At 63.4% G+C, this 20834-nt stretch carries 19 protein-coding genes and 1 tRNA gene; 1 reads left to right on the top strand and 19 read right to left on the bottom strand.

The genetic code is table 11. The features are described 5' to 3' along the window. Window positions 1-58 precede the first annotated feature (58 nt). The 5 genes from AB656_RS07160 to nusA form a co-directional block, all read right to left on the bottom strand. On the bottom strand, window positions 59-1312 hold the full coding sequence (locus tag AB656_RS07160) for a riboflavin kinase (protein ID WP_033504363.1): 1254 nt from the start codon (window positions 1310-1312) through the stop codon (window positions 59-61). Between the two features lie 58 nt (window positions 1313-1370). After that, window positions 1371-2384 carry a tRNA pseudouridine(55) synthase TruB gene (gene truB, locus AB656_RS07155; RefSeq protein ID WP_033504361.1) on the bottom strand — a complete coding sequence of 338 codons (1014 nt, stop codon included), beginning with the start codon at window positions 2382-2384 and terminating at the stop codon, window positions 1371-1373. Window positions 2385-2452: 68 nt separating this feature from the next. After that, entirely contained in the window at window positions 2453-3007 is a 555-nt protein-coding gene (rbfA, locus tag AB656_RS07150; protein ID WP_051905490.1) for a 30S ribosome-binding factor RbfA, read from the bottom strand. A gap of 67 nt (window positions 3008-3074) precedes the next feature. Further along, window positions 3075-5885: a translation initiation factor IF-2 gene (gene infB, locus AB656_RS07145; protein WP_033504360.1), complete on the bottom strand. Its 2811-nt coding sequence runs from the start codon at window positions 5883-5885 to the stop codon at window positions 3075-3077. 184 nt (window positions 5886-6069) lie between these two features. Then, complete coding sequence (nusA, locus tag AB656_RS07140) at window positions 6070-7221, bottom strand: transcription termination factor NusA (RefSeq protein WP_081924994.1); 1152 nt, start codon at window positions 7219-7221, stop codon at window positions 6070-6072. Window positions 7222-7362: 141 nt separating this feature from the next. Between nusA and AB656_RS07135 the strand changes: the two genes are divergently transcribed. Continuing rightward, window positions 7363-8316, top strand: coding sequence for a hypothetical protein (locus tag AB656_RS07135; protein WP_051905489.1), 954 nt, complete (start codon window positions 7363-7365; stop codon window positions 8314-8316). Between the two features lie 101 nt (window positions 8317-8417). Here the strand turns inward: AB656_RS07135 and AB656_RS07130 are convergent, their stop codons facing one another. From AB656_RS07130 to rplO, 14 genes are all read right to left on the bottom strand, one after another. Continuing rightward, complete coding sequence (locus AB656_RS07130; RefSeq protein ID WP_033504359.1) at window positions 8418-10658, bottom strand: exo-alpha-(1->6)-L-arabinopyranosidase; 2241 nt, start codon at window positions 10656-10658, stop codon at window positions 8418-8420. 83 nt (window positions 10659-10741) lie between these two features. Then, the gene (locus AB656_RS07125) at window positions 10742-12061 is read right to left on the bottom strand and encodes an MFS transporter (protein ID WP_236681874.1); all 1320 of its coding nucleotides are present in this window, start codon (window positions 12059-12061) and stop codon (window positions 10742-10744) included. Between the two features lie 343 nt (window positions 12062-12404). Beyond that, window positions 12405-12489, bottom strand: a tRNA-Ser gene (locus AB656_RS07120). A 140-nt stretch (window positions 12490-12629) separates the two neighbouring features. After that, on the bottom strand, window positions 12630-13634 hold the full coding sequence (locus AB656_RS07115) for a tRNA pseudouridine synthase A (protein WP_033504398.1): 1005 nt from the start codon (window positions 13632-13634) through the stop codon (window positions 12630-12632). A gap of 155 nt (window positions 13635-13789) precedes the next feature. Then, the gene (gene rplQ, locus AB656_RS07110) at window positions 13790-14437 is read right to left on the bottom strand and encodes a 50S ribosomal protein L17 (RefSeq protein WP_033504356.1); all 648 of its coding nucleotides are present in this window, start codon (window positions 14435-14437) and stop codon (window positions 13790-13792) included. A gap of 130 nt (window positions 14438-14567) precedes the next feature. Further along, window positions 14568-15563: a DNA-directed RNA polymerase subunit alpha gene (locus AB656_RS07105; protein ID WP_033504355.1), complete on the bottom strand. Its 996-nt coding sequence runs from the start codon at window positions 15561-15563 to the stop codon at window positions 14568-14570. 74 nt (window positions 15564-15637) lie between these two features. Then, window positions 15638-16036: a 30S ribosomal protein S11 gene (rpsK, locus tag AB656_RS07100; protein ID WP_033504354.1), complete on the bottom strand. Its 399-nt coding sequence runs from the start codon at window positions 16034-16036 to the stop codon at window positions 15638-15640. Window positions 16037-16114: 78 nt separating this feature from the next. Next, a complete protein-coding gene (gene rpsM / locus AB656_RS07095; protein WP_033504353.1) occupies window positions 16115-16492 on the bottom strand; it encodes a 30S ribosomal protein S13 in 378 nt (125 codons plus the stop codon). Between the two features lie 132 nt (window positions 16493-16624). Further along, window positions 16625-16738 (bottom strand): 50S ribosomal protein L36, encoded by a 114-nt coding sequence (rpmJ, locus tag AB656_RS07090; protein ID WP_003814578.1) that lies wholly within the window; start codon window positions 16736-16738, stop codon window positions 16625-16627. Between the two features lie 23 nt (window positions 16739-16761). Further along, window positions 16762-16980 (bottom strand): translation initiation factor IF-1, encoded by a 219-nt coding sequence (infA, locus tag AB656_RS07085; protein WP_004268611.1) that lies wholly within the window; start codon window positions 16978-16980, stop codon window positions 16762-16764. A gap of 234 nt (window positions 16981-17214) precedes the next feature. Continuing rightward, on the bottom strand, window positions 17215-17673 hold the full coding sequence (locus AB656_RS07080) for an Hsp20/alpha crystallin family protein (protein ID WP_033504397.1): 459 nt from the start codon (window positions 17671-17673) through the stop codon (window positions 17215-17217). 485 nt (window positions 17674-18158) lie between these two features. Beyond that, window positions 18159-18734 carry an adenylate kinase gene (locus tag AB656_RS07075; RefSeq protein ID WP_033504352.1) on the bottom strand — a complete coding sequence of 192 codons (576 nt, stop codon included), beginning with the start codon at window positions 18732-18734 and terminating at the stop codon, window positions 18159-18161. 119 nt (window positions 18735-18853) lie between these two features. Then, on the bottom strand, window positions 18854-20182 hold the full coding sequence (secY, locus tag AB656_RS07070) for a preprotein translocase subunit SecY (RefSeq protein WP_033504350.1): 1329 nt from the start codon (window positions 20180-20182) through the stop codon (window positions 18854-18856). 173 nt (window positions 20183-20355) lie between these two features. After that, the gene (gene rplO, locus AB656_RS07065; protein WP_034982963.1) at window positions 20356-20832 is read right to left on the bottom strand and encodes a 50S ribosomal protein L15; all 477 of its coding nucleotides are present in this window, start codon (window positions 20830-20832) and stop codon (window positions 20356-20358) included. Window positions 20833-20834: the final 2 nt, after the last annotated feature.

The following is a 20834-nucleotide window of genomic DNA, read 5'->3' as shown; positions in this document are numbered from 1 at the left end:
CGGGCAGAACGGGATGGAAGAAACCGCGATCGCCTCCCCGGCCCGCCGGTGTCGACCCCTAGGAGCGAGCGGCGGCCTCCTGCGCCAAACGGAGCGAATCAGCGGCGTCACGCTGGAGCTGGTCGGCGAGCGCATCCCCGTCGGCGAACTTCTCCTGTGGCCGCAGGTAGGCCAGGAACTCCACCCGGACCCGGTGGCCATACAGCTCCAGCCAGTCGTCGCCGGCTATGGCGTTGACCTCCAAGACCCGCTCGTAGGTCCGCCCGTCTTCAGCGAAAGTCTCCTTGCTGCCTATCGAAATGTCGGCGGGCCAGCGCCAGGGCGATCCGGGGGCTAGCCGAGCCTCAAGGCTGCTGACGGCCACGCGCTCCTGGTCCTGGTCACCGCTGGCTGCCTTGGCATCGCGCTCGGCCTCCTCGGCGGGCCCCAAGTCCACCAACCAGCCCGCATACACCCCTTCTGCGGGCATGTATCCGCTGTAATCAGGCGAGATATTGGCGGTCGGGTAGCCAAGGGCGCGGCCCCGCTGCTCCCCGTGCACCACTTCGCCCTCAACCACGTGCGGCCGCCCCAACACAGCATCGGCGGCACCAATACGGCCCTGGTCCAGCAGCGAGCGCACGTTCGAGGAGCTCCAGGCCCGCACATGCTTGCAAGCGTGAGCCTTGGTCCAGGCCCGCCGCTCAGCCTTGTTCATCCCCTCCAGCGGGTCCGCCGGCTCGCCCGGGCCTTGGGGGACGGGGATGTGACAAGTGGGCGTCCAGGTCAGGCCAGGACCGGCATCGTCCACCACTTCCAGCCTGAATACGCCGGTGGCCTCGGCCAGCTCCTGGATGGCGCGGATGTCGCCCACGCGCCCCGAGCCCATACTCGCGTCCTGCCCGAGCACTAGCGTGCGCATACCGATTGTGCCCGCCAGCGATCCCAAGAAGTACCGGTATGATTTGGCCGCGAAGGCCAAGGAGTAACCTACGGACAGCACCCAGTCCACCCCCAGGCCGCGCATCAGACGAATCCGCTCCCCCGCAGCCATCAGCTCGTCCGGATCGGCCGAGGGCTCGCCGTCGGGCAGTTCAGCACCGCCGTGCGTGGCCGCGTAGGAGTGCACGCGCTTGGGGCTGGGGTCGAACATGATGACGACCGCATAGTCGCCCTGTTCGTGGGCCAGCTCCACCAACCGCTCAATGACGGCCCGGTGCCCTCGGTGCATCCCGTCGAACACGCCTACGCTCACCACGCTCTGTTTTCTAGTGCTCAGTGTGGGCCAGTCCACAATCCCGCTGGTATCCGGTTCCAATCTGCTGACGTTCATTCGTGTCCTTTTCCTCTCGCCGCCCGGCGATTCGCCGCTCACCGGGCAGGTGGCTTTTTCAGCCTTCGTCAAGGGTGAATACCGCGCGGGGCTTGGCCCGACCCACCCCATATGGCTCCAGTATGGCCACCAGACGCTCTTCACAGCCGTCAGTTGGAGCGAGCAGGGCCGCCGTGGGACCGGATAAGGTCAAGTCCACGAACCGCCCGTGTTGGAGCTCCTGCGCTTGCTTTGGGCTCACCGGTTGGGTCGGCATGGCGAGTTTCGCGCCCTCAGCCAGGCTCAGAGCCCGCCGATGCAGCTCCAGCCGGTCCTGGTCCAGGTCGGCCCGCTTACGGATTCTGATCTGCCCCTGCCGGTCCGTGTAGGTGCGCTCCCCTACGCGTGCAGTGAGCGCTCGTGCGCGCATGTCCGGGTCGGCCAAATCGAACCGCCCCACCCGGGTGCGGCGCAGGGCCGTCAGATGACCGCCGACGCCCAGTTCCCGGCCTAAATCCCGGGCTAGGGCGCGTATGTAGGTGCCTGACGAACAGGACACGCGAGCCCGGCAGTCAATGACCGCCGCCCCGTCCGCCGCCCGGGTGGGCTCATAGCTCAGTAGTTCGAACTCGCTGATAGTGACTGGTCGGGCTTTCAGCTTGACGTCCTGCCCCGCGCGCGCCAGGTCGTACGCCCGCTTGCCGTCCACTTTGATAGCGGAATAGACGTTCGGCACCTGCTCGATGTCCCCGGTATAGTGCTCCTTGATGACCGCTTCCACCCCTTGCCGGGTGAGTTCGGACAGCAGCTCCTCAGCGCCCGGCTCGGCCGGCAATGGTTCGCCGTCCGCATCGTCGGTGTCGGTGGCCTGACCGAGGCGGATGGTGGCCTCGTAAGTCTTGTCGTGCCCCACGATGGCGTTAAGCAGCCGCGTAGCCTGGCCGAACCCCACAATCAGGGCCCCAGTCGCCATCGGGTCCAGGGTGCCGGCATGGCCCACGCGGCGCATCCCCAGCCGGGCGCGCACCGCAGCCACCAGGTCGTGGCTGGTGACCCCTTGGGGTTTATCGACTATCAGTATTCCGCTGCGCATCCGCCCACGTCTCTTTCGCCTCGCCGCCCGCCGCCAGGGGTCGCCGTCCTCTTGAGAGCGGTTGGCGGTCAGTCCTCGACCTCTTGGGCGTGGCCGAACTCCGGGTCCAAGTCGGACCAACCAGCCTGGTCGTGCCCCTCGTCATCATCGGCGGTGCGGTCGGGGTCGTCCCCGGCCTCGTCTTCCTCGTCATCATGCTTGTATGGGTCAGGGTCGCCGGCGTATTCAGCGTCGGCCCGGGCCGCTTGGAGCTCCTGGTCGCGCTTCTGGGCGATGGTGAGCGCATCCTCGATCTCGGTGGCCTGGCTGGGCACCTCGTCGTAGATGAACCGCAGGGTCGGCGTCAACCTCAGACCGGCCTTGGCGCCCACCAGCGAGCGCAGGCGGCCGGTCGCCTGGCGCAGGGCTTGCTGGGCGCGCTTTCGCTCGCCTTGCTCGTGGCCGGGCTTGCCTATCTGGGTCCAGTAGACCTTGGCGATTTGCAGGTCGTTGGTGACCCGCACCTCGGTGATCGTCACCCCATCCAGGCGCTTGTCGTGCATCTTGGATTCCAAGGATGAGGCGATGACCCGTTGAATCAGTGCCGCGATTCGTACCGCTCTCGGGTTGCTGCCAGAGGCCATCGCCTATTCTCCTTACTCGTCCTTCGCTTGTACATCTGTCCGATCGGCGCCCTTAGGGCCCGGGCGCTTACTTGCGCTCGACTTCCCGCATCTCGTAGGTCTCGATGATGTCACCGACCTGGATGTCGTTGAAGTCGCCCAGGTTGATGCCGGCCTCGTAACCCTCGGAGACCTCGTTGACGTCGTCCTTGAACCGGCGCAGGGAGGAGATCTCCAGCTCGTTGACCGTGACCACCCCGTTGCGGGAGATGCGGGCCTTGGTGCCCCGCTTGACCGTGCCGTCCTGGACCATGACTCCGGCGATATTGCCGAACTTGGAGGAGCGGAAGATCTCGCGGATCTCCGAGTGCGAGGTTGTCGCCTCCTCGTACTCGGGCTTGAGCATGCCCTTGAGGGCGGCCTCGATGTCCTCGGTCGCCTGGTAGATGACCGAGTAGTACTTGATCTCCACGCCCTCTTGATCGGCCAGCTCCTGCACCTGCCGGTTGGGGCGGACGTTGAAGCCGATGATGACGGCCTTGTCGACCGTCGCCAGGTTCACGTCGTTCTGCGTGATGGCGCCGACGCCGCGGTGGATCACCTGGATGCCGACCTCGTCGGAGACCTCGATCTTCATCAAGGAGTCCTCCAGGGCCTCGACCGAGCCGGAGGAATCGCCCTTGATGACGATGTTCAGCATGTCCACCTCGGACTTGGCGAACTGCTCCTTCAGGCTCTCCAGGGAGACGACCTTGCGGCGCTTGGCCAGCTGAGCGGCGCGGGTGGTGGCCTCCCGCTTCTCGGCGATCTGGCGGGCCGTGCGGTCCTCGGGGGCGACCAGGAACAGGTCACCGGCCGAAGGCACGGATGTAAGCCCTAGCACCTGCACGGGCGTGGAGGGCGTAGCTTCCTTCATGGAGCGGCCGTTCTCGTCCATCATGGCGCGCACACGCCCGTAAGCCGAACCAGCCACAATCGCATCGCCCACGCGCAGGGTGCCCTGCTGGACCAGCACGGTCGCGACGGCGCCGCGGCCCTTGTCCAGACGGGCCTCGACGGTGGCTCCACGCGCGTCCATGTCCGGGTTGGCGCGCAGGTCCAGGTCGGCGTCCGCCGTCAGGAGCACGGCTTCCAGGAGCTTGTCCACATTCGTGCCCAGCTTCGCGGAGATATCGACGAACATGGTGTCGCCGCCGTACTCCTCCGAGACAAGGCCGAATTCGGTCAACTGCCCGCGCACCTTCTCGGGGTTGGCTCCCTCGACATCGATCTTGTTGACCGCCACCACGATCGGCACGTCGGCCGCTTTGGCGTGGTTGATGGCCTCGACCGTCTGCGGCATCACGCCGTCGTCCGCGGCCACCACCAGGATGGCCACATCGGTCAGCTCGGCTCCGCGGGCGCGCATGGCCGTGAAGGCCTCGTGACCGGGGGTGTCCAGGAAGGTGATCTTGCGCGGCTCGCCCTCCAGATCGACGGTCACCTGGTAAGCGCCGATGCGCTGGGTGATGCCGCCGGCCTCGTGTGCGGACGTGTTGGTCTTGCGGATGGTGTCCAGGAGTCGGGTCTTGCCGTGGTCGACATGGCCCATGACCGTCACCACCGGCGGCCGTGGCTTCAGGTCCTGATCGTCCTGACCCTCCTTCTCGGAGTCCAGGTCGATGTCGAACTGCTGCAGGAGCTCACGGTCCTCTTCCTCAGCGGAGACGATCTTGATGTTCCAACCGATCTCCTGGCCCAGCACCTCGAAGGTGGTCTCGTCCAACGACTGGGTGGCCGTGGCCATCTCGCCGAGGTGGAAGAGCACAGTGACCAGGGCGGCCGGATTGACGTTGATCTTCTCGGCCAGGTCGGACAGGGTGGCGCCTTGGCGCAGCTTAATGGTGCGCCCGTTGCCTGCGGGGATGCGCACGCCACCGATGACGGGTGCCTTCATCTCCTCGAACTCATGGCGTTTGGCCATGCGGTTCTTACGCGCCTTGGAGGACTTGCCTCCCTGACGCCCGAAAGCGCCCGCCGCTCCGCCATGACCGTGGTTGTGCCCGGCGGGGCCGGAGGTCTGGAAGCCGCCGCCGAAGCGGTTGCCGCCGGTCTGACCGGGACGGGCGCCGCCTGCGGATGCGCCGGTGTGGTTATGACCCCACTGCCCCGGCCTGCCGGTACCGGTGCCCTGTCCGGGGCGTCCGTTGCGGAAACGGCCCTTGCCGCCGCCTCGCCTGCCGTCGCTGACTGTAGGCCTGGCCATTGGGTGCGGACGAGGGATGTCGCCAGGCGTAGGGGTCCTCATACCCTGCTTGCGGCTGAAGGGATTGTTGCCCGGCCGTGGAGCGTTGGCGCCCTTCCTGGCTCCAGGCTGCTGTGGGCGCGGGCCGGGCATAGCCGCTCCGGGCGTACCGGGACGGGGCGTCTGGGCCTGCCGCCGCTGGGGCTGCTGACCAGGGCGCGCCTGGCGCTCGTGCTCCCCAGGTGCGCCTTGACGGCGGGAACCGCCAGGGGCGGGGAAACGGCGGTCGGCTGGACGGGGGGCCGCCGGGCTCGGGCTTTCAGCCTGCGCAGGGCGCTCCGGGGCCTGAGCCTGGGGCTTGGGCTGGGCTTGCGTCGGAGCCGGCGCAGGCTTCGCTGCGGGCTGCTGCTGAGGTGCGCCTGGCTTCGCGGCGGGCTTGGCGGCGGCACGGTGCTCCCCTGGAGTGGGCGTTCCCGTGCGCTGCTGGTTGGTCTTCTTGTTCCCCGCCTGCTGATCAGGCTGGGGGAAAGCGTTCTTGAGACGACGAACGACCGGCGCCTCCACTGTGGAAGAGGCGGACTTGACGAACTCCCCCATGTCCTTCAGCTTGCTCAAGACAGTCTTGCTGTCTACACCAAGCTCCTTGGCTAATTCATACACGCGCGCTTTGGGCACTTACTTCTCTCCTAACACCGACCGCGCGTATGAAGGCGCGATCACTCCTTTTCGACGGCGAACCTATCCTGCATCATCGTGCAACCATGACCGTGTTACCTCGTCTCTTTGCCGCATCCGGGCAGCTTAAAACCGCGCACTTCGGACACTGTTTTAAGCATACTCGCGCCTGCGGATGTTCGACTCAGCCCTCTTCACCTTGGGGGGAAGGCCCTGCCGACTCTTGCGATGCGGCATCCGAAGTCCGCTCGGCCGCCTCTGGCGCGGCGGCTGGCGCGGCCTGGGCCGTCTGACCTTCCTGCGCAGCCTGGGCTTCCTGCTCCTTGAGCTTGGCCTGATGGGTCTCCAGGGACTCGATGCCTATCTTCCATCCGGTCAGCTTGGCGGCCAGACGGGCGTTCTGCCCCTCTTTGCCGATGGCCAGCGAAAGCTGGGAATCGCGGATGTACGCGATCGCGGTCTGATTGCGTTCGGATACGATGGCGACCTCGCGCACGGTGGCCGGCGAGAGGGCGGAGGCGATGAACTCGTCCGGCGCTGCGGACCAGTCCACAATGTCGATTTTCTCCTCGCCCAGGTTCTCCATGACCGCGCGGACGCGTGCGCCGCCCGGGCCAATCAGAGCGCCCTTGGGGTTGACGCCCTTGGCGTTGGCTTTGACGGCTATCTTGGTACGGGCACCGGCCTCGCGGGCGATGGCCATAATCGAGACGGCCCCCGAGTTGAGCTCCGGCACCTCCAGCTCGAACAAACGGCGCACCAGGCCCGGATGGGAGCGGGAGACCACGATCTCCGGACCCCTCATACCACGCGAGACGGTGACCACGTAGACGCGGATGCGCTGCCCATGCCGGTAGCGCTCGCCCGGCACCTGCTCGCGCTTGGGCAGGATGGCCTCAACTCCGCCGACAGCCACGTGTACGTTGTTGGGGTCCAGGGCGTCCTGCTGAATCACACCGGTGATCAAGTGCTCCTTTTGACCGGCGAAAGCCCCAAAGATTCGCTTATCCTCGGCCTCGCGGAAGAGGTCGTTCAGAACGCCGCGCGCCGTGGCGGCGGCGACCCGACCGAAGTCGTTCGGCGTGTCGTCGTACTCCTCTCCCAGCTTGGGGGCGGGGTGGGAGTCTTCCTCGGTGGGTTCTTGGGGAATCTCGTCCTGGGCCCAGACGGTGAATGTCCCAGCGCGATCGTCAAGCTCGACCCGGGCGTGCTTGGCGGCATGGGGCGTCTTGGAATAGGCCAGACGCAGCGCCTCGGTAAGCGACTCGTCTAAGGTCTCGGCATCTATTCCTTGCTCTGCGGCTAACTGATGAATCTCAGCCAGGTCCAATTCCATGTCAAGACCTCCTATGAAGTTATGCTTTTGTAAGCCCGCAGGCTCGCGGTCCGCAGTCTGCAATCCATACTATTCTAGCCTTTCATGCAGACACTATTGAGGCTGGGAGCGAACGGCCGAGGCGGCCTCAATCGGCGGAGCATGGGCCGGTTCCGCCGCTGCCTCCTGCTCCTGTTGGGCGTATTCGTTACAGCCTCCGGTTGCGCTTCCCCAATCGCCATCCAGCGGGTGGATCCCCACCAGGACAACTTGAGCCTGAGCTCCTGCGACCGCGCTTGGACCGACGCCCGCTTGCTCACCCGGCGCGCCGCGGATCCCTTCTTCACCAGCGCCGCCGGTGCCCGAATCATCCTGCCCCTTGCGGCCGCCCAGACTTGGCAGGATGTGACCGTCCGCTGCCCCACCCGTTTCGACGAAGCCGTCAACCGCTCGGCCTTGGCGTGGATGACCGCCCACACCCGGGCGCAGCAGACCCCCGCCAGCCCCTTGTCCGCCACCGTCGAAGACCCAGGAACCCTGACCACACAGGCGGTACAGAGCCTGCCCGCTGCGGCCCGCCTCTTGAACCCCGTACAGGTGTCCGATGCCGCCAAGGCGGAGGACGAATCCGGTTTCTCGCTCATCCTCCTGGCCGGTCGGCGGCCAGGAGGCGACCAAGCCCTCCTATCGGTCGGCGACCGCCACCATGAGGCCGCCCAGACACTGGCCTCGGCCGACCCTACCGCAGACCCCCGTCAAGCCGTCTATTCCGTTCAGAAGCTCCTCAAGCATCCACAGACCATGACCGACCCGGCCAACGGTCTGGAAGCGCCCACCGAATCGGTGGTGGAGGTCAATTGCGCCCGCTCCCTCACCCAGGTCTTCCGCTCCGCTGTCTCCACCGTCCAGGACGCCGACGGCTTCGGCACCGCCAGCCAAGGTCGCGACGACCGTTCCGAAGGCCCAACGCCCGCCTGCCACGAGCATGAGTCCACCCTACGCACCCTCTCCCTCTTGGCTACGGCCCATACTTACACCGCCCTCAGCCAGGGCTACCCTGCCTTTCCTCAGGCCTTGCTCTCCTTCGTCCAGGAATCGACGGCCCCGAACGAGTAACGCCCCGGGACCGAGGCCATAACGGTTGCGCCCCATCCAGACTGAGATGCAGTCGGGATGGGGCGCAACCGGCGAGGACGCCTGGGTGGATGCCAGGAAGGCTACTTCGCCAATGCCGCCTTATAGGAAGCCATCAGATCCTTGATCACCTGGCGGCCGTTGGCGCCGGAGAAGGTGACGACCGTCCCCATGGGCATGGTGCGGAACAGCACCATGGTGTTCGGATCATCGGGCAGATGGACGCCATCCGCCTCCAGCTCCTTGAGCTTGGCGCTCAGGATGGGGGACCCAATCGGGTCCTCCTCCCACTCCTGCATGCTGGATTCCTCATTCAGGCGGAAAGTCTTACCGTCACCATCGATATGGATGGTGACGGTCTGGACGATATCTCGCGAGGAAGTCGCCAGTTCGATGCCGTAATCGCCGGCTTCGATATGCCAGTCCTTCATGATCCTGGACCAATAAGCGAAGTCGCGCTCATCCAAGTCCATCGAGACGGCCTTGGACTCCCCGGCCTTGAGGAAGACCTTGCTGAAGGCCTTTAACTCATGGGCGGGGCGGTTGACCTTGGCCTTGCCTGGGGCCACGTAGACCTGCAAGGTCTCGGCGCCATCCACCTGGGAGGTGTTGGTCACCGTGGCATGGACGCGGGCCGCGTTCGCGCCGGTCTTCTCCACCTGCACGCCGCTGACCTCGAAATCAGAGTAGGAGAGGCCGAATCCGAACGGGAAGAGCACAGGCTTGTCGAGGGTGTCGTAATAGCGGTAACCCACGAAGACACCCTCACCATAGTTGACATGCCCTTCCTCCCCAGGGAAGTTCAGCACTGTGGGGTCGTCGTTCAAACGGAGGGGTATGGTTTGGGCCAGCTTGCCCGAGGGGTTGGCCCGTCCGGTCAGGAGGTCGACGACGGCCTGACCCCCAGCCTGGCCCAGGAGCCAAGCCTCGAGCACTCCCTTGGCCTGTGGCAGCCAATCGGTCAGGCTGACCACGGATCCATTGGATAGGACCACGACCACATTCGGGTTGACGGCGCTGACCTTGCCCAGCAGCCCCACCTGCTTCGCCGGCATGTCAAGGCTGGTGCGGTCGAAGCCCTCGGACTCCGCCTCTTCGGGCAGGCCAAGGAAGAGCACGACCTTGTCGGCCTTGCTGGCGGCCTGCAGGGCCTCGTTGGTCAGGGCTTCATCCTGAGGCTCCTCATCCAGGGTGAACCCGGGCGCGAAACTCACCTCCATGCTGGAGTTCTCGAAGGCCTCCAAGGCTGTAGTGACCATCGTCGGCGAGATGTGTGAAGACCCGCCGCCCTGGTAACGGGGGGTCCTGGCGAACTCGCCGATGACCGCAATCTTCTCGTTGGAGCGCAAGGGCAGGATCCCGTCCTCGTTCTTGAGCATGACCACGGATTCACAGGCGGCCTGACGGGCCACCTGGTTGTGGGCCTGAACGTCGTAGCGGTAGCCGTCACGGGACATGGCGGGCTTGGCCTTCTCAATCAGATCGATCATGCCTTGGGCCATCTTGTCGAGCTGTTCCTTGCTCAGTTCGCCGGCCTTGACCGCGGCGACGACCTGATCATCGCTGTCCGAGGGCGGCATCTCCAGATTGAGACCCGCGTTGAGGGCGGCCGCGCGGTTGTGGACGGCGCCCCAGTCCGACATGACGATGCCGTCGAAGCCCCATTCGCCACGGAGGATATCGGTCATGAGTCGGCCGTCCTCGGAGCCAAAGACCCCGTTAAGCCTGTTGTAGGCGCACATGAGGGTCCAGGGCTTGGCTTTCTTGACGATGTATTCGAAAGCCGGAAGGTAAATCTCGCGCAGGGTGCGTTCATCCATGTCGGAGCTTGCCCGCAAGCGTTCGGTCTCCTGGTTGTTGGCGGCGAAGTGCTTGACTGAGGTTCCGATTCCCTGGGACTGCACGCCCTCGACCAACTCGGCCGCCTGATGCCCTGTCAGCACCGGGTCCTCGGACCAGTATTCGAAGTCGCGTCCGCCCAAGGGGCTGCGTTTGATGTTGACGCCGGGGCCCAGAATGACCGCGACCTTCTCCTGCACGCACTCCTCGCCCATGGCCTGGCCCACCTTGTAGGTCAGTTCAGGGTTCCAGGACGAGGCCAGGCCAGCGGTCGGGGGGAAACAGGTAGCGGGCACGGAGCCATACACGTCCGTGGACGAGGAGTCCTTGGCCTTGCGCAGACCATAGGGCCCATCGGTGATCATGTACCCCTCAAGCCCCCGGTCGGGCAGGCCCTGGACGTGCCAGGAGTCCGAACCCGATGTGAGGCTCGCCTCCTCCTCCAAGCTCAGGTCGCTGGAGTTCACATGCGTTGGTTCACTCATGATGTTCCTTTCCACCTGCCGCCTCCAGCAGCTGTTCGGACACGTGGGGGCGGCCTGCGAATCTCACTTGCTGCTTACTTGGATCACTTGACTTTACGGATGGTCATGATGAAGAAGGCACCCACCAACAGGAACACGATGGCCACGGGGAAGACCATCTTATACCCGCCGGTGATGGCGATGACCCTGGTGGTGAAGACCGGTGCCAGGATCTGCCCGAGTGTATTGGCCAGGTTGAGAATGCCGAGGTCCTTGCCTGCCTCATCGGGGTTGGGCAGTACGTCCACGTTGAGGGCCTGGTCCACGGACATGTAGCAGCCGTTCGCGATGCCGGCCAAGGCCGCGTAGATGTACATGCCGGTCACGGTGGGCATGAAGATGGGGACAGCCAAGCCGATGGCAAAGAGCACTGTGGAGGCGGCGACGATGATCTTGCGACGGTGCAGGAAATCAGAGAGCGGGCCGGAGATCGCCGAGGCGCCGATGGTGGTGATGACCGTAATCACGGCGATGACCTGCAAACCGGTCCGGGCATCGCTAAGGCTCAGATGGATGTACTTCTGCAGGATGAACAGCTGGTAGCCGGAGATCATGAAGGTGCCGATGACGAACACCAGACGCCCGCCGAGGGCCAGGTAGAAGTCCCGGCAGTTCTTGGTGGGAGGTATGAACGAGCGGGCGATGTCGGCCGCGGAGACCTTGGCGGCGTTCTCGGCGGCGGACTGCTCACGGGGCCAGATAAGGACCACGATGATGCCGGAGAAGAGGAAGATGACGGTGCCCACGATGCCGCCCGCGTGCGTGTTGGACAAGAAGAAGGAGCCGACGAAGGTGCCCAACTGCTGACCTACGATTGCTCCCGCGCCATAGAGGGCGGAAAAGGTGCCACGTGTTAGCTCCGGGATGCGGTCCGAGAGCACGGCCACGGCGGGGGCGATGATGCAGTTCAGACCCACCTGGACGACGCACCAGGCAACCACGATCAGGGCCAGGCTCTGCGTGTTGAAAGCGAGCAAATAGCCAACCGCCGCGATGACGCCACCCAAGACGATCCAGGGCGTGCGCTTACCCACCTTAAACCGGGACATGTCCGAGAGAGCGCCAAACACGATGTTGGCCAGCAAGGAGAAGATGGAGCTGATCGAATTGACCAGGCCAATAGCCCCTTCGGGCGAGACTCCCTTCATGCCATCGAAAATGTGGGGCAGGAGCACGCTCGCGCCCATGAAGAAGGGCAGCGCCCACAGTATGGAGACCAGCGCAAAGCCCACAGCGAACCGAAGGTTCCTTCCGACGCTCAGTGGCTTGCCCGTATCTGGGGCGAGGTTAGTGGCCAAGGCCGGCTTCCCGGACGAGGGAGCCACGGGCTCTCCGCTTGTGTTCATGTCTTGTGTATCTACCATGGATATTCCTCCACGACGACGTTTGCTTCATTGGAAACCGCCGCCGCTCCCATCCCCAGGGAGCGAACATTGGGTTCTTAGGAATGTACTTGCCCACGTATGAAATCACGGTTCGCCACCCCTGTCAACGCAGGCATCGAACCGTGTCGATACGAACGTCGCTGACGCACCCCAGTCCCGCGAGCCTCTTAGGAACGTTTAGAGGCACCCGCCGTCGCCAGAAGTTGTGACGCACATCACAGAAACGACAGGTTGAGCGCGCGGCACACCAACCACAGGAAGCAGGCTCGGCCCCAACAACGCGAAAAGGGTCCGAAGAATACTCTCCGGACCCTCTCTCAGGCGGATGAGGCGAGATTCGAACTCGCGGAGGGGTTAGCCTCACACGCTTTCGAGGCGTGCTCCTTAGACCGCTCGGACACTCATCCTTTGCTACCAACGGCTGCACCGTGGCGGCAACTTTTCCATTATGCCACAGATAGGCGACCTGTCGAACGGCGCGTCGGCCTTCACCAGAGAGCGCAAGGCCTGACCCCCCCCCACGGGCGTCAAGGCTGGTATGGAGGAGTCAGTCCTCGAGCGTGCGCTTGGCCCGTATAGAGCGGGCCCTCGAAGCCAGCTGGTTGTCAGGTGGGTAGGCCACATGCTCCAGGGTCAACCCGCAAGCAGGCGCCGGACCGGTCGAGCCCTCACGCTCGGGGTGCGCGACCTTGCCCTGGAACCAGTCGACCCTCCGCTTGCCCAGACCGACCTTCAGGCAGGCGTTGACCAGGGAGCGGACCATATTGTGGGCGAACGCATCAGCCACAATCGTGAAGCAGACCAGGCCCGACTCGGCCATCGGGGCCAAGTAGGCCGGCCCCTCGCCTGGGCCTTGCCCCTCACACAGGAGCGGGTGGGTTGGCGCGCGATCCCAACGGGCATATTTGACCTCGCGGATAGTGGTGCCACCTGGGTTCGGCGTAGCGAAGGAGCCGAAGTCATGCAAGCCAATCGCAGCGGCGGCGGCCTGGTTCATGGCCTCCAAGTCCAGGCGGCCGTCCAGGGCCAGGACGAAGCCGCGTAAACGGGGGTCCAACCGGGCGGGGTCATCGCAAACCCGGTAGATGTAGGTGCGCTCCAGGGCGGAGAAGCGGGCGTCGAAACCGCTGGGGGCATACCCCACGGAGTGAATCGCGATGTCGTCAGGTAGCAGATGCCGCAATCGGCGCTCCAAGGCCACGGGTGCAGGGACGTCCATATGCCCCACAACAGCGGAGAGGGCCTTTTGAGGCAGGTCCACGTGGCAGACCTGGCCTAAAGCGTGAACACCGGTGTCTGTGCGGCCTGCGACCACGAGCCTGGGCCTCCAAGCCTCCTCTCCTCTGCGGGCTGCGCCCCGCTCGCCGCTGAAGGGAAATGCCTCTACCCCACGGCTTTCTCCAGCGACCCCTGGGCCAATCAAGCCCGGCAGGCGCAGCAGTCGGCTCAAGGCCTCCTCGACTTTGCCTTGGACCGTGCGTAAGCCGTTCTGGCGGGCCCAGCCGTGGAAAGCTCCACCCTCGTAGGCCAGGTCAATCCTCAGCCTGGTCAGGCTACCAGGTTCGTGGTTCGCATCCGCATGTTCGCCGCCCATGCCTCGTCCTCCTTACATCAGCACCCAGGATACGAGAATGGGCTGGGGGTTTAATCCCCAGCCCATTCACACCATCCAAGCGGGCCTAACAGCCACGCCTGGTTATATGCGCCTTACTTCTCGTCGGCCTTAGCGACGTCCTCGGCCACATCGGCGTCCTCTTCAGCCTGGGCTTCAGCGGCCTCAGCCTCCTTGGACTCCTTCTGCAGGTCGACTGCGGACTGGTCGGCGGCTGCGACGTCCTCACCGGACTCATTCGCGGCCACGGCCTGGTCGGTCGCGTCCTCGGCCATACCCCCGGTAATGGCGGCTTCAGTAGCCTCAGCCATCTCATTGTCCTCATCCTTGGCGGCCTGCTTCGCGGCTGCCTCGGCCTCGCGCACCGTCGCCTGCTTAGGGGACACAGGCTCGGTCACCAGCTCGATGATCGCCTGGGGAGCGTTGTCGCCCTTACGGGGGGCGATGCGGGTGATACGGGTGTAGCCACCCTCGCGCTGCTCCATCTGCTCAGCGATCTCGGTGAAGAGCTTGTGGACCACGGACTTGTCGCGGATCACGCGCATCACGCGGCGGCGCGAAGCCAAATCCCCACGCTTGGCGAAAGTAATCATCCGCTCAGCCAGAGGGCGCAGGCGCTTGGCCTTAGGCAGGGTCGTGGTGATACGGCCGTGAGCGTACAGGCTGGTGGCCATGTTGGCCAGCATCAGACGCTCGTGGGCCGGGCTGGAAGCCAGACGCGGGCCCTTTTTCGGTTGTGGCATTGTAATTCTCCTTATGATGCTCCCGAATCCAGGTGGGCATTCGCCCGAGCATCCGAATCCGGAAGGCTTGTGTGGGGGCGGGCGTTGCTTCTCGCCGGCGCCCGCCCCACGGTTGACCCTAGTTCAAGGGTCACTGATCCTCGGGCGAGAAGAAGGTTCCGCCTTCGAGGTTGTTCGTGTCGAAGCCCAGGGGCGATGGTTTGAGCGAGAGCCCCATGTCCTGGAGCTTCTCTTTGACCTCGTCAATCGACTTCATGCCGAAGTTGCGAATGTCCAGCAGGTCTTGCTCGGTGTGTGAAACCAACTCGCCAATCGTGTGGATGCCTTCGCGCTTGAGGCAGTTGTAAGAACGCTGCGTCAGGTTGAGGTCTTCGATCGGCACGGCCATCTCCGGGTCGGCCTCCTCCTGGACCGGCTCGGGGCCGATCTCGACGCCCTCGGCCTGGTTGTTCAGGTCGCGGCACAGACCGAAGAGCTCCACAAGCGTGGAACCGGCGGAAGCCACCGCATCTCGCGGCGAAATGGCGGGCTTGGTCTCCACATCCAGCACCAGCTTGTCGAAGTCTGTGCGCTGCTCAACGCGCGTCGCCTCAACCTTGTAGGAGACCTTGAGGACCGGGGAGTAAATGGAATCGACCGGGATTCGGCCGATCTCGTCTGAGTCCTGCTTGTTGAGCTGGGCCTGCACGTATCCGCGCCCGCGCTCGACGGTGAACTCAATCTCGAGTTCGCCATCCTCGGCCAGGGAGGCGATATGCAGGTCAGGGTTCGCGACGGTGACGCCAGCGGGCGGCGTGATGTCGCCAGCCTTGGCCTCGCCTTGACCCGACTTGCGCAGGTACATGACGACCGGCTCGTCGTACTCGCTGGTGAGCACGATGTTCTTGATATTGAGCAGGATCTCGGTCACGTCCTCCTCCACGCCTGGAAGCGTGGTGAATTCGTGCAGCGCACCGGAGATGCGGACCGAAGTGACGGCCGCACCTGGAATCGAGCTCAGCAGGGTACGACGCAGGGAGTTGCCGAGAGTGTAGCCGAAACCAGGCTCCAAAGGCTCAATCGTGAACCGGGAGCGCTGGGCATTGACTACCTCTTCAGTAAGTGTCGGACGCTGTGCAATAAGCACTGTTCTTATCCTTTCAGCTCCAACCAGTGGTGCACTCACCGGTTTTCGCGGGTGGACTTATGGGTTTCTAGTGCTCAGACGCGACGGCGCTTGGGTGGGCGGACACCGTTGTGTGCCTGCGGGGTGACATCGGAGATGGAACCGACTTCCAGGCCTGCGGACTGCAAGGAACGGATGGCGGTTTCACGGCCCGAACCGGGTCCCTTGACGAAGACATCGACCTTCTTGACGCCGTGCTCCATAGCCTTGCGGGCGGCGGACTCAGCGGCCATGCCGGCAGCGTAAGGGGTCGACTTGCGGGAGCCCTTGAAACCGACGTCGCCGCCGGAAGCCCATGCCACGACCGCGCCCGAGGGGTCGGTGATCGAGATGATGGTGTTGTTGAATGTGGACTTGATATGCGCCTGCCCGACGGGAACCGACTTGCGATCCCGGCGACGAGGCTTGCGCGTGGCCTGCTTATTGGCTGCCATTGCTCCTCGTTTCCTTCCAACGATTAAATTACTTGGCTTACCAGCCTGGGGCCATACCGCCCCGAGCCTTCACGACCCTTACTTGGTCGCCTTCTTCTTTCCGGCGACGGTGCGCTTCGGACCCTTGCGGGTACGGGCGTTGGTCTTGGTTCGCTGACCCCGCACAGGCAGGCCCCTGCGGTGGCGCTGGCCCTGATAGCAATTAATCTGGATCTTCCGGCGAATATCGGCGTCGATCTCGCGACGCAAATCTCCCTCAATCTTGTAATTGCCCTCGAGGTAATCACGCAGCGTAATCAGCTGCTCATCCGTGAGATCCTTGACGCGGGTATCTGGATTCACTCCAGTGGCGGCAAGCGTTTCCTTCGCGCGAGTGCGCCCCACACCGAAGATGTAGGTGAGGGCTATCTCGATGCGCTTCTCGTTGGGGATGTCGACTCCGACAAGACGTGCCATGCTCGATTCCTTCTGTTCACGCAGGTCGTGCACCAAATCGCCCGGTCTCCCGGCCCAGGCCTGCGCACCCGGGGCTCAGCCTTGACGGCTGTGATTTGACGCCTTCTTCAGTTATGCCGCTGGAAATCTACCTCAGCCTTGCCGCTGCTTGTGGCGCGGGTTGGTGCAGATCACCATGACGCGGCCGTGACGGCGGATCACGCGGCAGTTCTCGCAGATCCTCTTCACACTAGGGCTGACCTTCATGGTTTTCCTTTGCTTCTTGTACCTTACTTGTACCGGTACGTAATCCGTCCGCGGTTCAGGTCGTAGGGGCTCATCTCCAGCACCACCCTGTCCTGGGGCAGGATGCGGATGTAGTTCTTGCGCATCTTGCCGGATATGGTGGCCAGGACGATGTGCTTGTTCTCAAGCTCGACGCGGAACATCGCGTTAGGCAACGCTTCCACTACTCGACCTTCGACTTCGATCACACCGTCTTTTGCCATGAGCCTTCAATCCGTCCGTTGGCTGGTTACACGGCGCGCCTCAAGACACGCCAACTTGCTAGTGTAGCATACTCAAATCCCTTTATTCTGCGGCGTGTTACATCTGCGCTGAACGCTGAGGCCCCTTGTTCGAGCCAAGTCGCACGGACGCGGTTGCGCGAGGCTGGCAGACGAAAGGGCCGTCGGCGGGGTATCAGACCCGTCGACGGCCCAACCGTCAAAGCTCACGCGAAATCAGTCTTCGATCGAGATCGTCTTCTTGGTCTCCACCGGCCGCACCGACTCCTTGGGCACGGACACATGCAAAGTGCCGTCGGAGAACCTGGCGCGGATGTCGTCCTCCTTAAGGCCCTCACCGACATAGAAGCTACGGGAGCAGGCGCCGGTGTAACGCTCACGACGAATCCACTTACCCTCGTCGTCCTTGGAGCCCTGCTCGCCCTTCTTTTGGGCGGAGACGATCAGGTAGCCATCCTCCAGACGCAGGGCCACGTCGTCCTTGGTGAAGCCGGGCAGGTCAATGTCCAGCTCATAGTTGCCGTCCTTCTCCCGCACGTCCGTGTTCATCAGGGCGGAGGGGGTCATCTGGGCCGAACCGTCGGACCGACGGCTGTCACGCCAGTTATTGAAGAAGGGATCGTCAAAGAAATCGCTGAAAATCGAATTGTTCATCAACGCCGGAAGCATTGTCATCATGCACACTCCTTATAAGCAATGCAGTAAGTTCATATCTTCGGCGGATGCGGCCAGGCCCCGAATGACTACCCGGGGGGAGGTCCCTCGCCGTTCACTCAATACAACCGGCCTCGGTCTGGACTATGCCCGTTTTTAACCGACAGCAAAATACTTGAGTCAAGCAAACTCAACTTTTGCTCGCATACTCGCCTAACTCTCGGCTCTTCTCCGCTATTCCGCTATCTTCACTGCCCCTGCCCCACCGGCAAGGCCGTTACCACGACCATGCAAAGGCACCCATATGAACGTGCCGACCATGACGAACCCCGGCGACGGCCTCTGGGGCTTTCCAATCGCGATTGCCGCCGTCCTCGCTGAAGCGCGGTCATCATAATGATCAAGAGCATTACGCGGTCCGCAGTCCGACCGCTGGCCGTATCAACTGAATGGCCGGTTGAATCGTGGTTCGATTCGACCGGCCATTCTCGCCATTTGCACCGAGATCAGGAACGGGCATCCAGATCGGCGATGATTGAAGCGCTGATGTCGTTGATTTCACCCACGCCATTGACCTTAATCAGCAGGCCGCGATCAGCGTAGGTCTGGAGCAGGGGTTCGGTCTCCTTGGCGTATACATCCAAACGCTTGGCGATGGCCTCAGGGGTGTCGTCGGCCCGTCCTTCGATCTGAGCCCGCTTCTGCATCCTCGCCATCAGCACATCTCGGTCGGCGTCCAAGGCCACTACAGCGCTCAAAGGCGTGTCCAGGTGCTCCAACATGGCGTCCAAGGCCTCCACCTGGGGGGCGGAACGCGGGTACCCATCCAGGATCCAACCGCCCTTGACGTCATCCATGCCCAGGCGGTCCTCCACGACCGCGTTAGTGAGTTGGTCGGGCACCAGTTCGCCCTTGTTCATGTACGACTGGGCCTGCTTACCCAGCTCGGTGCCGTTCTTCAGGTTATAGCGGAAGATGTCGCCAGTGGAAATCGCGGGAATGCCGTAATGCTCGCTCAGCAGGGCGGCCTGCGTGCCTTTGCCTACTCCCTGGGGTCCCATGATTAGCAGTCGTTGAGCCATCTTTCATCCTTTTCTCGTCAGTCGGTGTGATTGGTCTACAGCTTATAAAAAATGATGATCCGGCCTGGCGAGCTCGCCGCGACCGGATCAATGCACAGCATGTGGAGGTACCCAGGGGCTCACCCCTCCTTATGGTCGCCTTCCAGCAGGAAGCCGGTGTACTGGAACTGCTCGGTCTGCGCCTTGGCCTGGCGCAAAGTGTCGAGGCCGACGCCGGCGATAATCAGGATCGTGGTGCCGCCGAAGGGCAGTTTGCCATTGATCTTAAGCAGCATAATAAGCACGGTGGGAATCAACGCCACGAAGAGCAGGTAGATGGCGCCCACGGTGTTCAAGCGATTCATCACGTAGTTCAGGTAGCGGGAGGTGGCCCTGCCGGCGCGGATGCCAGGGATGAAGCCGCCGTACTCCTTCATGTTGTCCGCAGTCTCATCCGGGTTGAAGGTGATCGACGTGTAGAAGAAGCAGAAGAAGACGATCATGACCGAGTACAGGGCGATGTACCACACGCTCGTGGTGTTCGCCAAGTTGGTGTTGATCCACTTGACCCATGACTGATCCGCCTTGCCGAACTGTGAGACCAAGGTTGGGATTGCCAGGATCGAGGAAGCGAAGATGGGCGGAATCACGCCGGACATATTGATCTTGAGCGGCAGGTAAGTGGAGGAGCCGCCGTACATCTTGCGGCCGATCATGCGCCGGGTGTACTGCACGGGGATGCGGCGCTGCGCCAACTCCACGTAATTGACGAAAATCAGGATGGCGACCAGGACCGCTACGACGATGCCGAACTTCTTCCAATCACCGTCCTTGCCGTTGGTCCCCCAACCGATGTTCCACAGCTGCGGCAGGAAGCCGGAGCAAATGGAAGTGAAGATGAGGACGGACATGCCGTTGCCGATGCCCTTGTCGGTAATCAGCTCGGCCATCCACATGATCAGGCCGGTGCCTCCGGTCATGACCAGAATCATGACCACGAAGTTCCAGACGGACCCGTCAGGGATGACCTTCTCCGTGCATGCGTTATTGAACAGCGCTCCGGAACGGGCCGTGACCAGGATGGTCGTGGATTGGAGGACAGCCAGGCCAATGGTCAGATAACGAGTGTACTCAGTCAGCTTGGCCTCGCCGGACTGCCCTTCCTTGTGGAGGGCCTCGAAGCGGGGAATCACCACGCGCAAAAGCTGCACCACGATCGACGCGGTGATATAAGGCATGATGCCCAGCGCGAAGATCGACAGCTGGAGCAGCGCGCCTCCCGAGAAAAGGTTGACCAGACCTATGAAGTCCTCGTTACCGGCTGAGGAGACGCACCTCTGCACGGCAGGGTAATCAACCCCAGGCGTGGGTATGAAGGAACCTATCCGGTAAATGATGATCATGCCAAAGACGAAGAGGATCTTCTTCCTCAACTCTTTGGTTTTGAAGGCCTGGATTAACGTCCTCACCTGGATTCCTCCCTATAAGCGCCTCGGCCACCCCTAGCCGCGCCGACAACTTCCCGCCTCATCATAGACGATGGGCAGGTCAATACTTGCGTCCCTATACGAAATCGGCTCCCGCCCGCTGTTGCGGTGGGAGCCGATCATCAGGCCGCATTCCCAAAGCCGCCCCGATCGGTTCAGTCTTCTGAGACCGAACCTCCCGCGGCTTCTACCTTGGTCTTGGCGGAGGCGGAAACCTTCACGCCTTTCAGGACGAAGGCCGCTTTGGCCTCGCCGTCGCCGAGCACCTTGACTGGCTGCCCAGCGCGGACGGCGCCATGTTCAGCCAGGGTCTTGGCGTCAATCTCGCCACCCTGGGGGAAGAGCTCGGAAAGCCGACCCAGGTTGACCACCTGGAACTGCTTCTTGAACGGGCTCTTGAAGCCGCGCAGCTTGGGCAGGCGCATGTAGAGCGGCAGCTGGCCGCCTTCGAAACCAGGACGCACCTGGTAACGCGCCTTCGTGCCCTTCATGCCACGGCCGGAGGTCTTACCCTTGGAGCCTTCACCACGTCCCACGCGGATGCGATCGCGCTTGGCGCCGGGCGCCGGGTGCAAATCGTGCATGCGCAGAATCGTCGGCTGCTCGGTCTGTTCGGAGTTATTGCTAGCCATAA

The organism is Bifidobacterium actinocoloniiforme DSM 22766 (assembly GCF_001263395.1).
In the GTDB taxonomy this organism is placed as follows: Bacteria; Actinomycetota; Actinomycetes; order Actinomycetales; family Bifidobacteriaceae; genus Bombiscardovia; species Bombiscardovia actinocoloniiformis.
This window is presented reverse-complemented; position numbering and strand designations above follow the sequence as displayed.

Excerpts from the sequence above, each read along its gene's own strand:
- AB656_RS07160 (WP_033504363.1), bottom strand. The coding sequence starts at position 1,312 with ATGAACGTCAGCAGATTGGAACCGGATACCAGCGGGATTGTGGACTGG.
- truB (WP_033504361.1), bottom strand. The coding sequence starts at position 2,384 with ATGCGCAGCGGAATACTGATAGTCGATAAACCCCAAGGGGTCACCAGC.
- rbfA (WP_051905490.1), bottom strand. The coding sequence starts at position 3,007 with ATGGCCTCTGGCAGCAACCCGAGAGCGGTACGAATCGCGGCACTGATT.
- nusA (WP_081924994.1), bottom strand. The coding sequence starts at position 7,221 with ATGGAATTGGACCTGGCTGAGATTCATCAGTTAGCCGCAGAGCAAGGA.
- AB656_RS07135 (WP_051905489.1), top strand. The coding sequence starts at position 7,363 with ATGGGCCGGTTCCGCCGCTGCCTCCTGCTCCTGTTGGGCGTATTCGTT.
- AB656_RS07130 (WP_033504359.1), bottom strand. The coding sequence starts at position 10,658 with ATGAGTGAACCAACGCATGTGAACTCCAGCGACCTGAGCTTGGAGGAG.
- AB656_RS07125 (WP_236681874.1), bottom strand. The coding sequence starts at position 12,061 with ATGGTAGATACACAAGACATGAACACAAGCGGAGAGCCCGTGGCTCCC.
- rplQ (WP_033504356.1), bottom strand. The coding sequence starts at position 14,437 with ATGCCACAACCGAAAAAGGGCCCGCGTCTGGCTTCCAGCCCGGCCCAC.
- rpsK (WP_033504354.1), bottom strand. The coding sequence starts at position 16,036 with ATGGCAGCCAATAAGCAGGCCACGCGCAAGCCTCGTCGCCGGGATCGC.
- rpsM (WP_033504353.1), bottom strand. The coding sequence starts at position 16,492 with ATGGCACGTCTTGTCGGAGTCGACATCCCCAACGAGAAGCGCATCGAG.
- rpmJ (WP_003814578.1), bottom strand. The coding sequence starts at position 16,738 with ATGAAGGTCAGCCCTAGTGTGAAGAGGATCTGCGAGAACTGCCGCGTG.
- infA (WP_004268611.1), bottom strand. The coding sequence starts at position 16,980 with ATGGCAAAAGACGGTGTGATCGAAGTCGAAGGTCGAGTAGTGGAAGCG.
- AB656_RS07080 (WP_033504397.1), bottom strand. The coding sequence starts at position 17,673 with ATGACAATGCTTCCGGCGTTGATGAACAATTCGATTTTCAGCGATTTC.
- AB656_RS07075 (WP_033504352.1), bottom strand. The coding sequence starts at position 18,734 with ATGGCTCAACGACTGCTAATCATGGGACCCCAGGGAGTAGGCAAAGGC.
- rplO (WP_034982963.1), bottom strand. The coding sequence starts at position 20,832 with ATGGCTAGCAATAACTCCGAACAGACCGAGCAGCCGACGATTCTGCGC.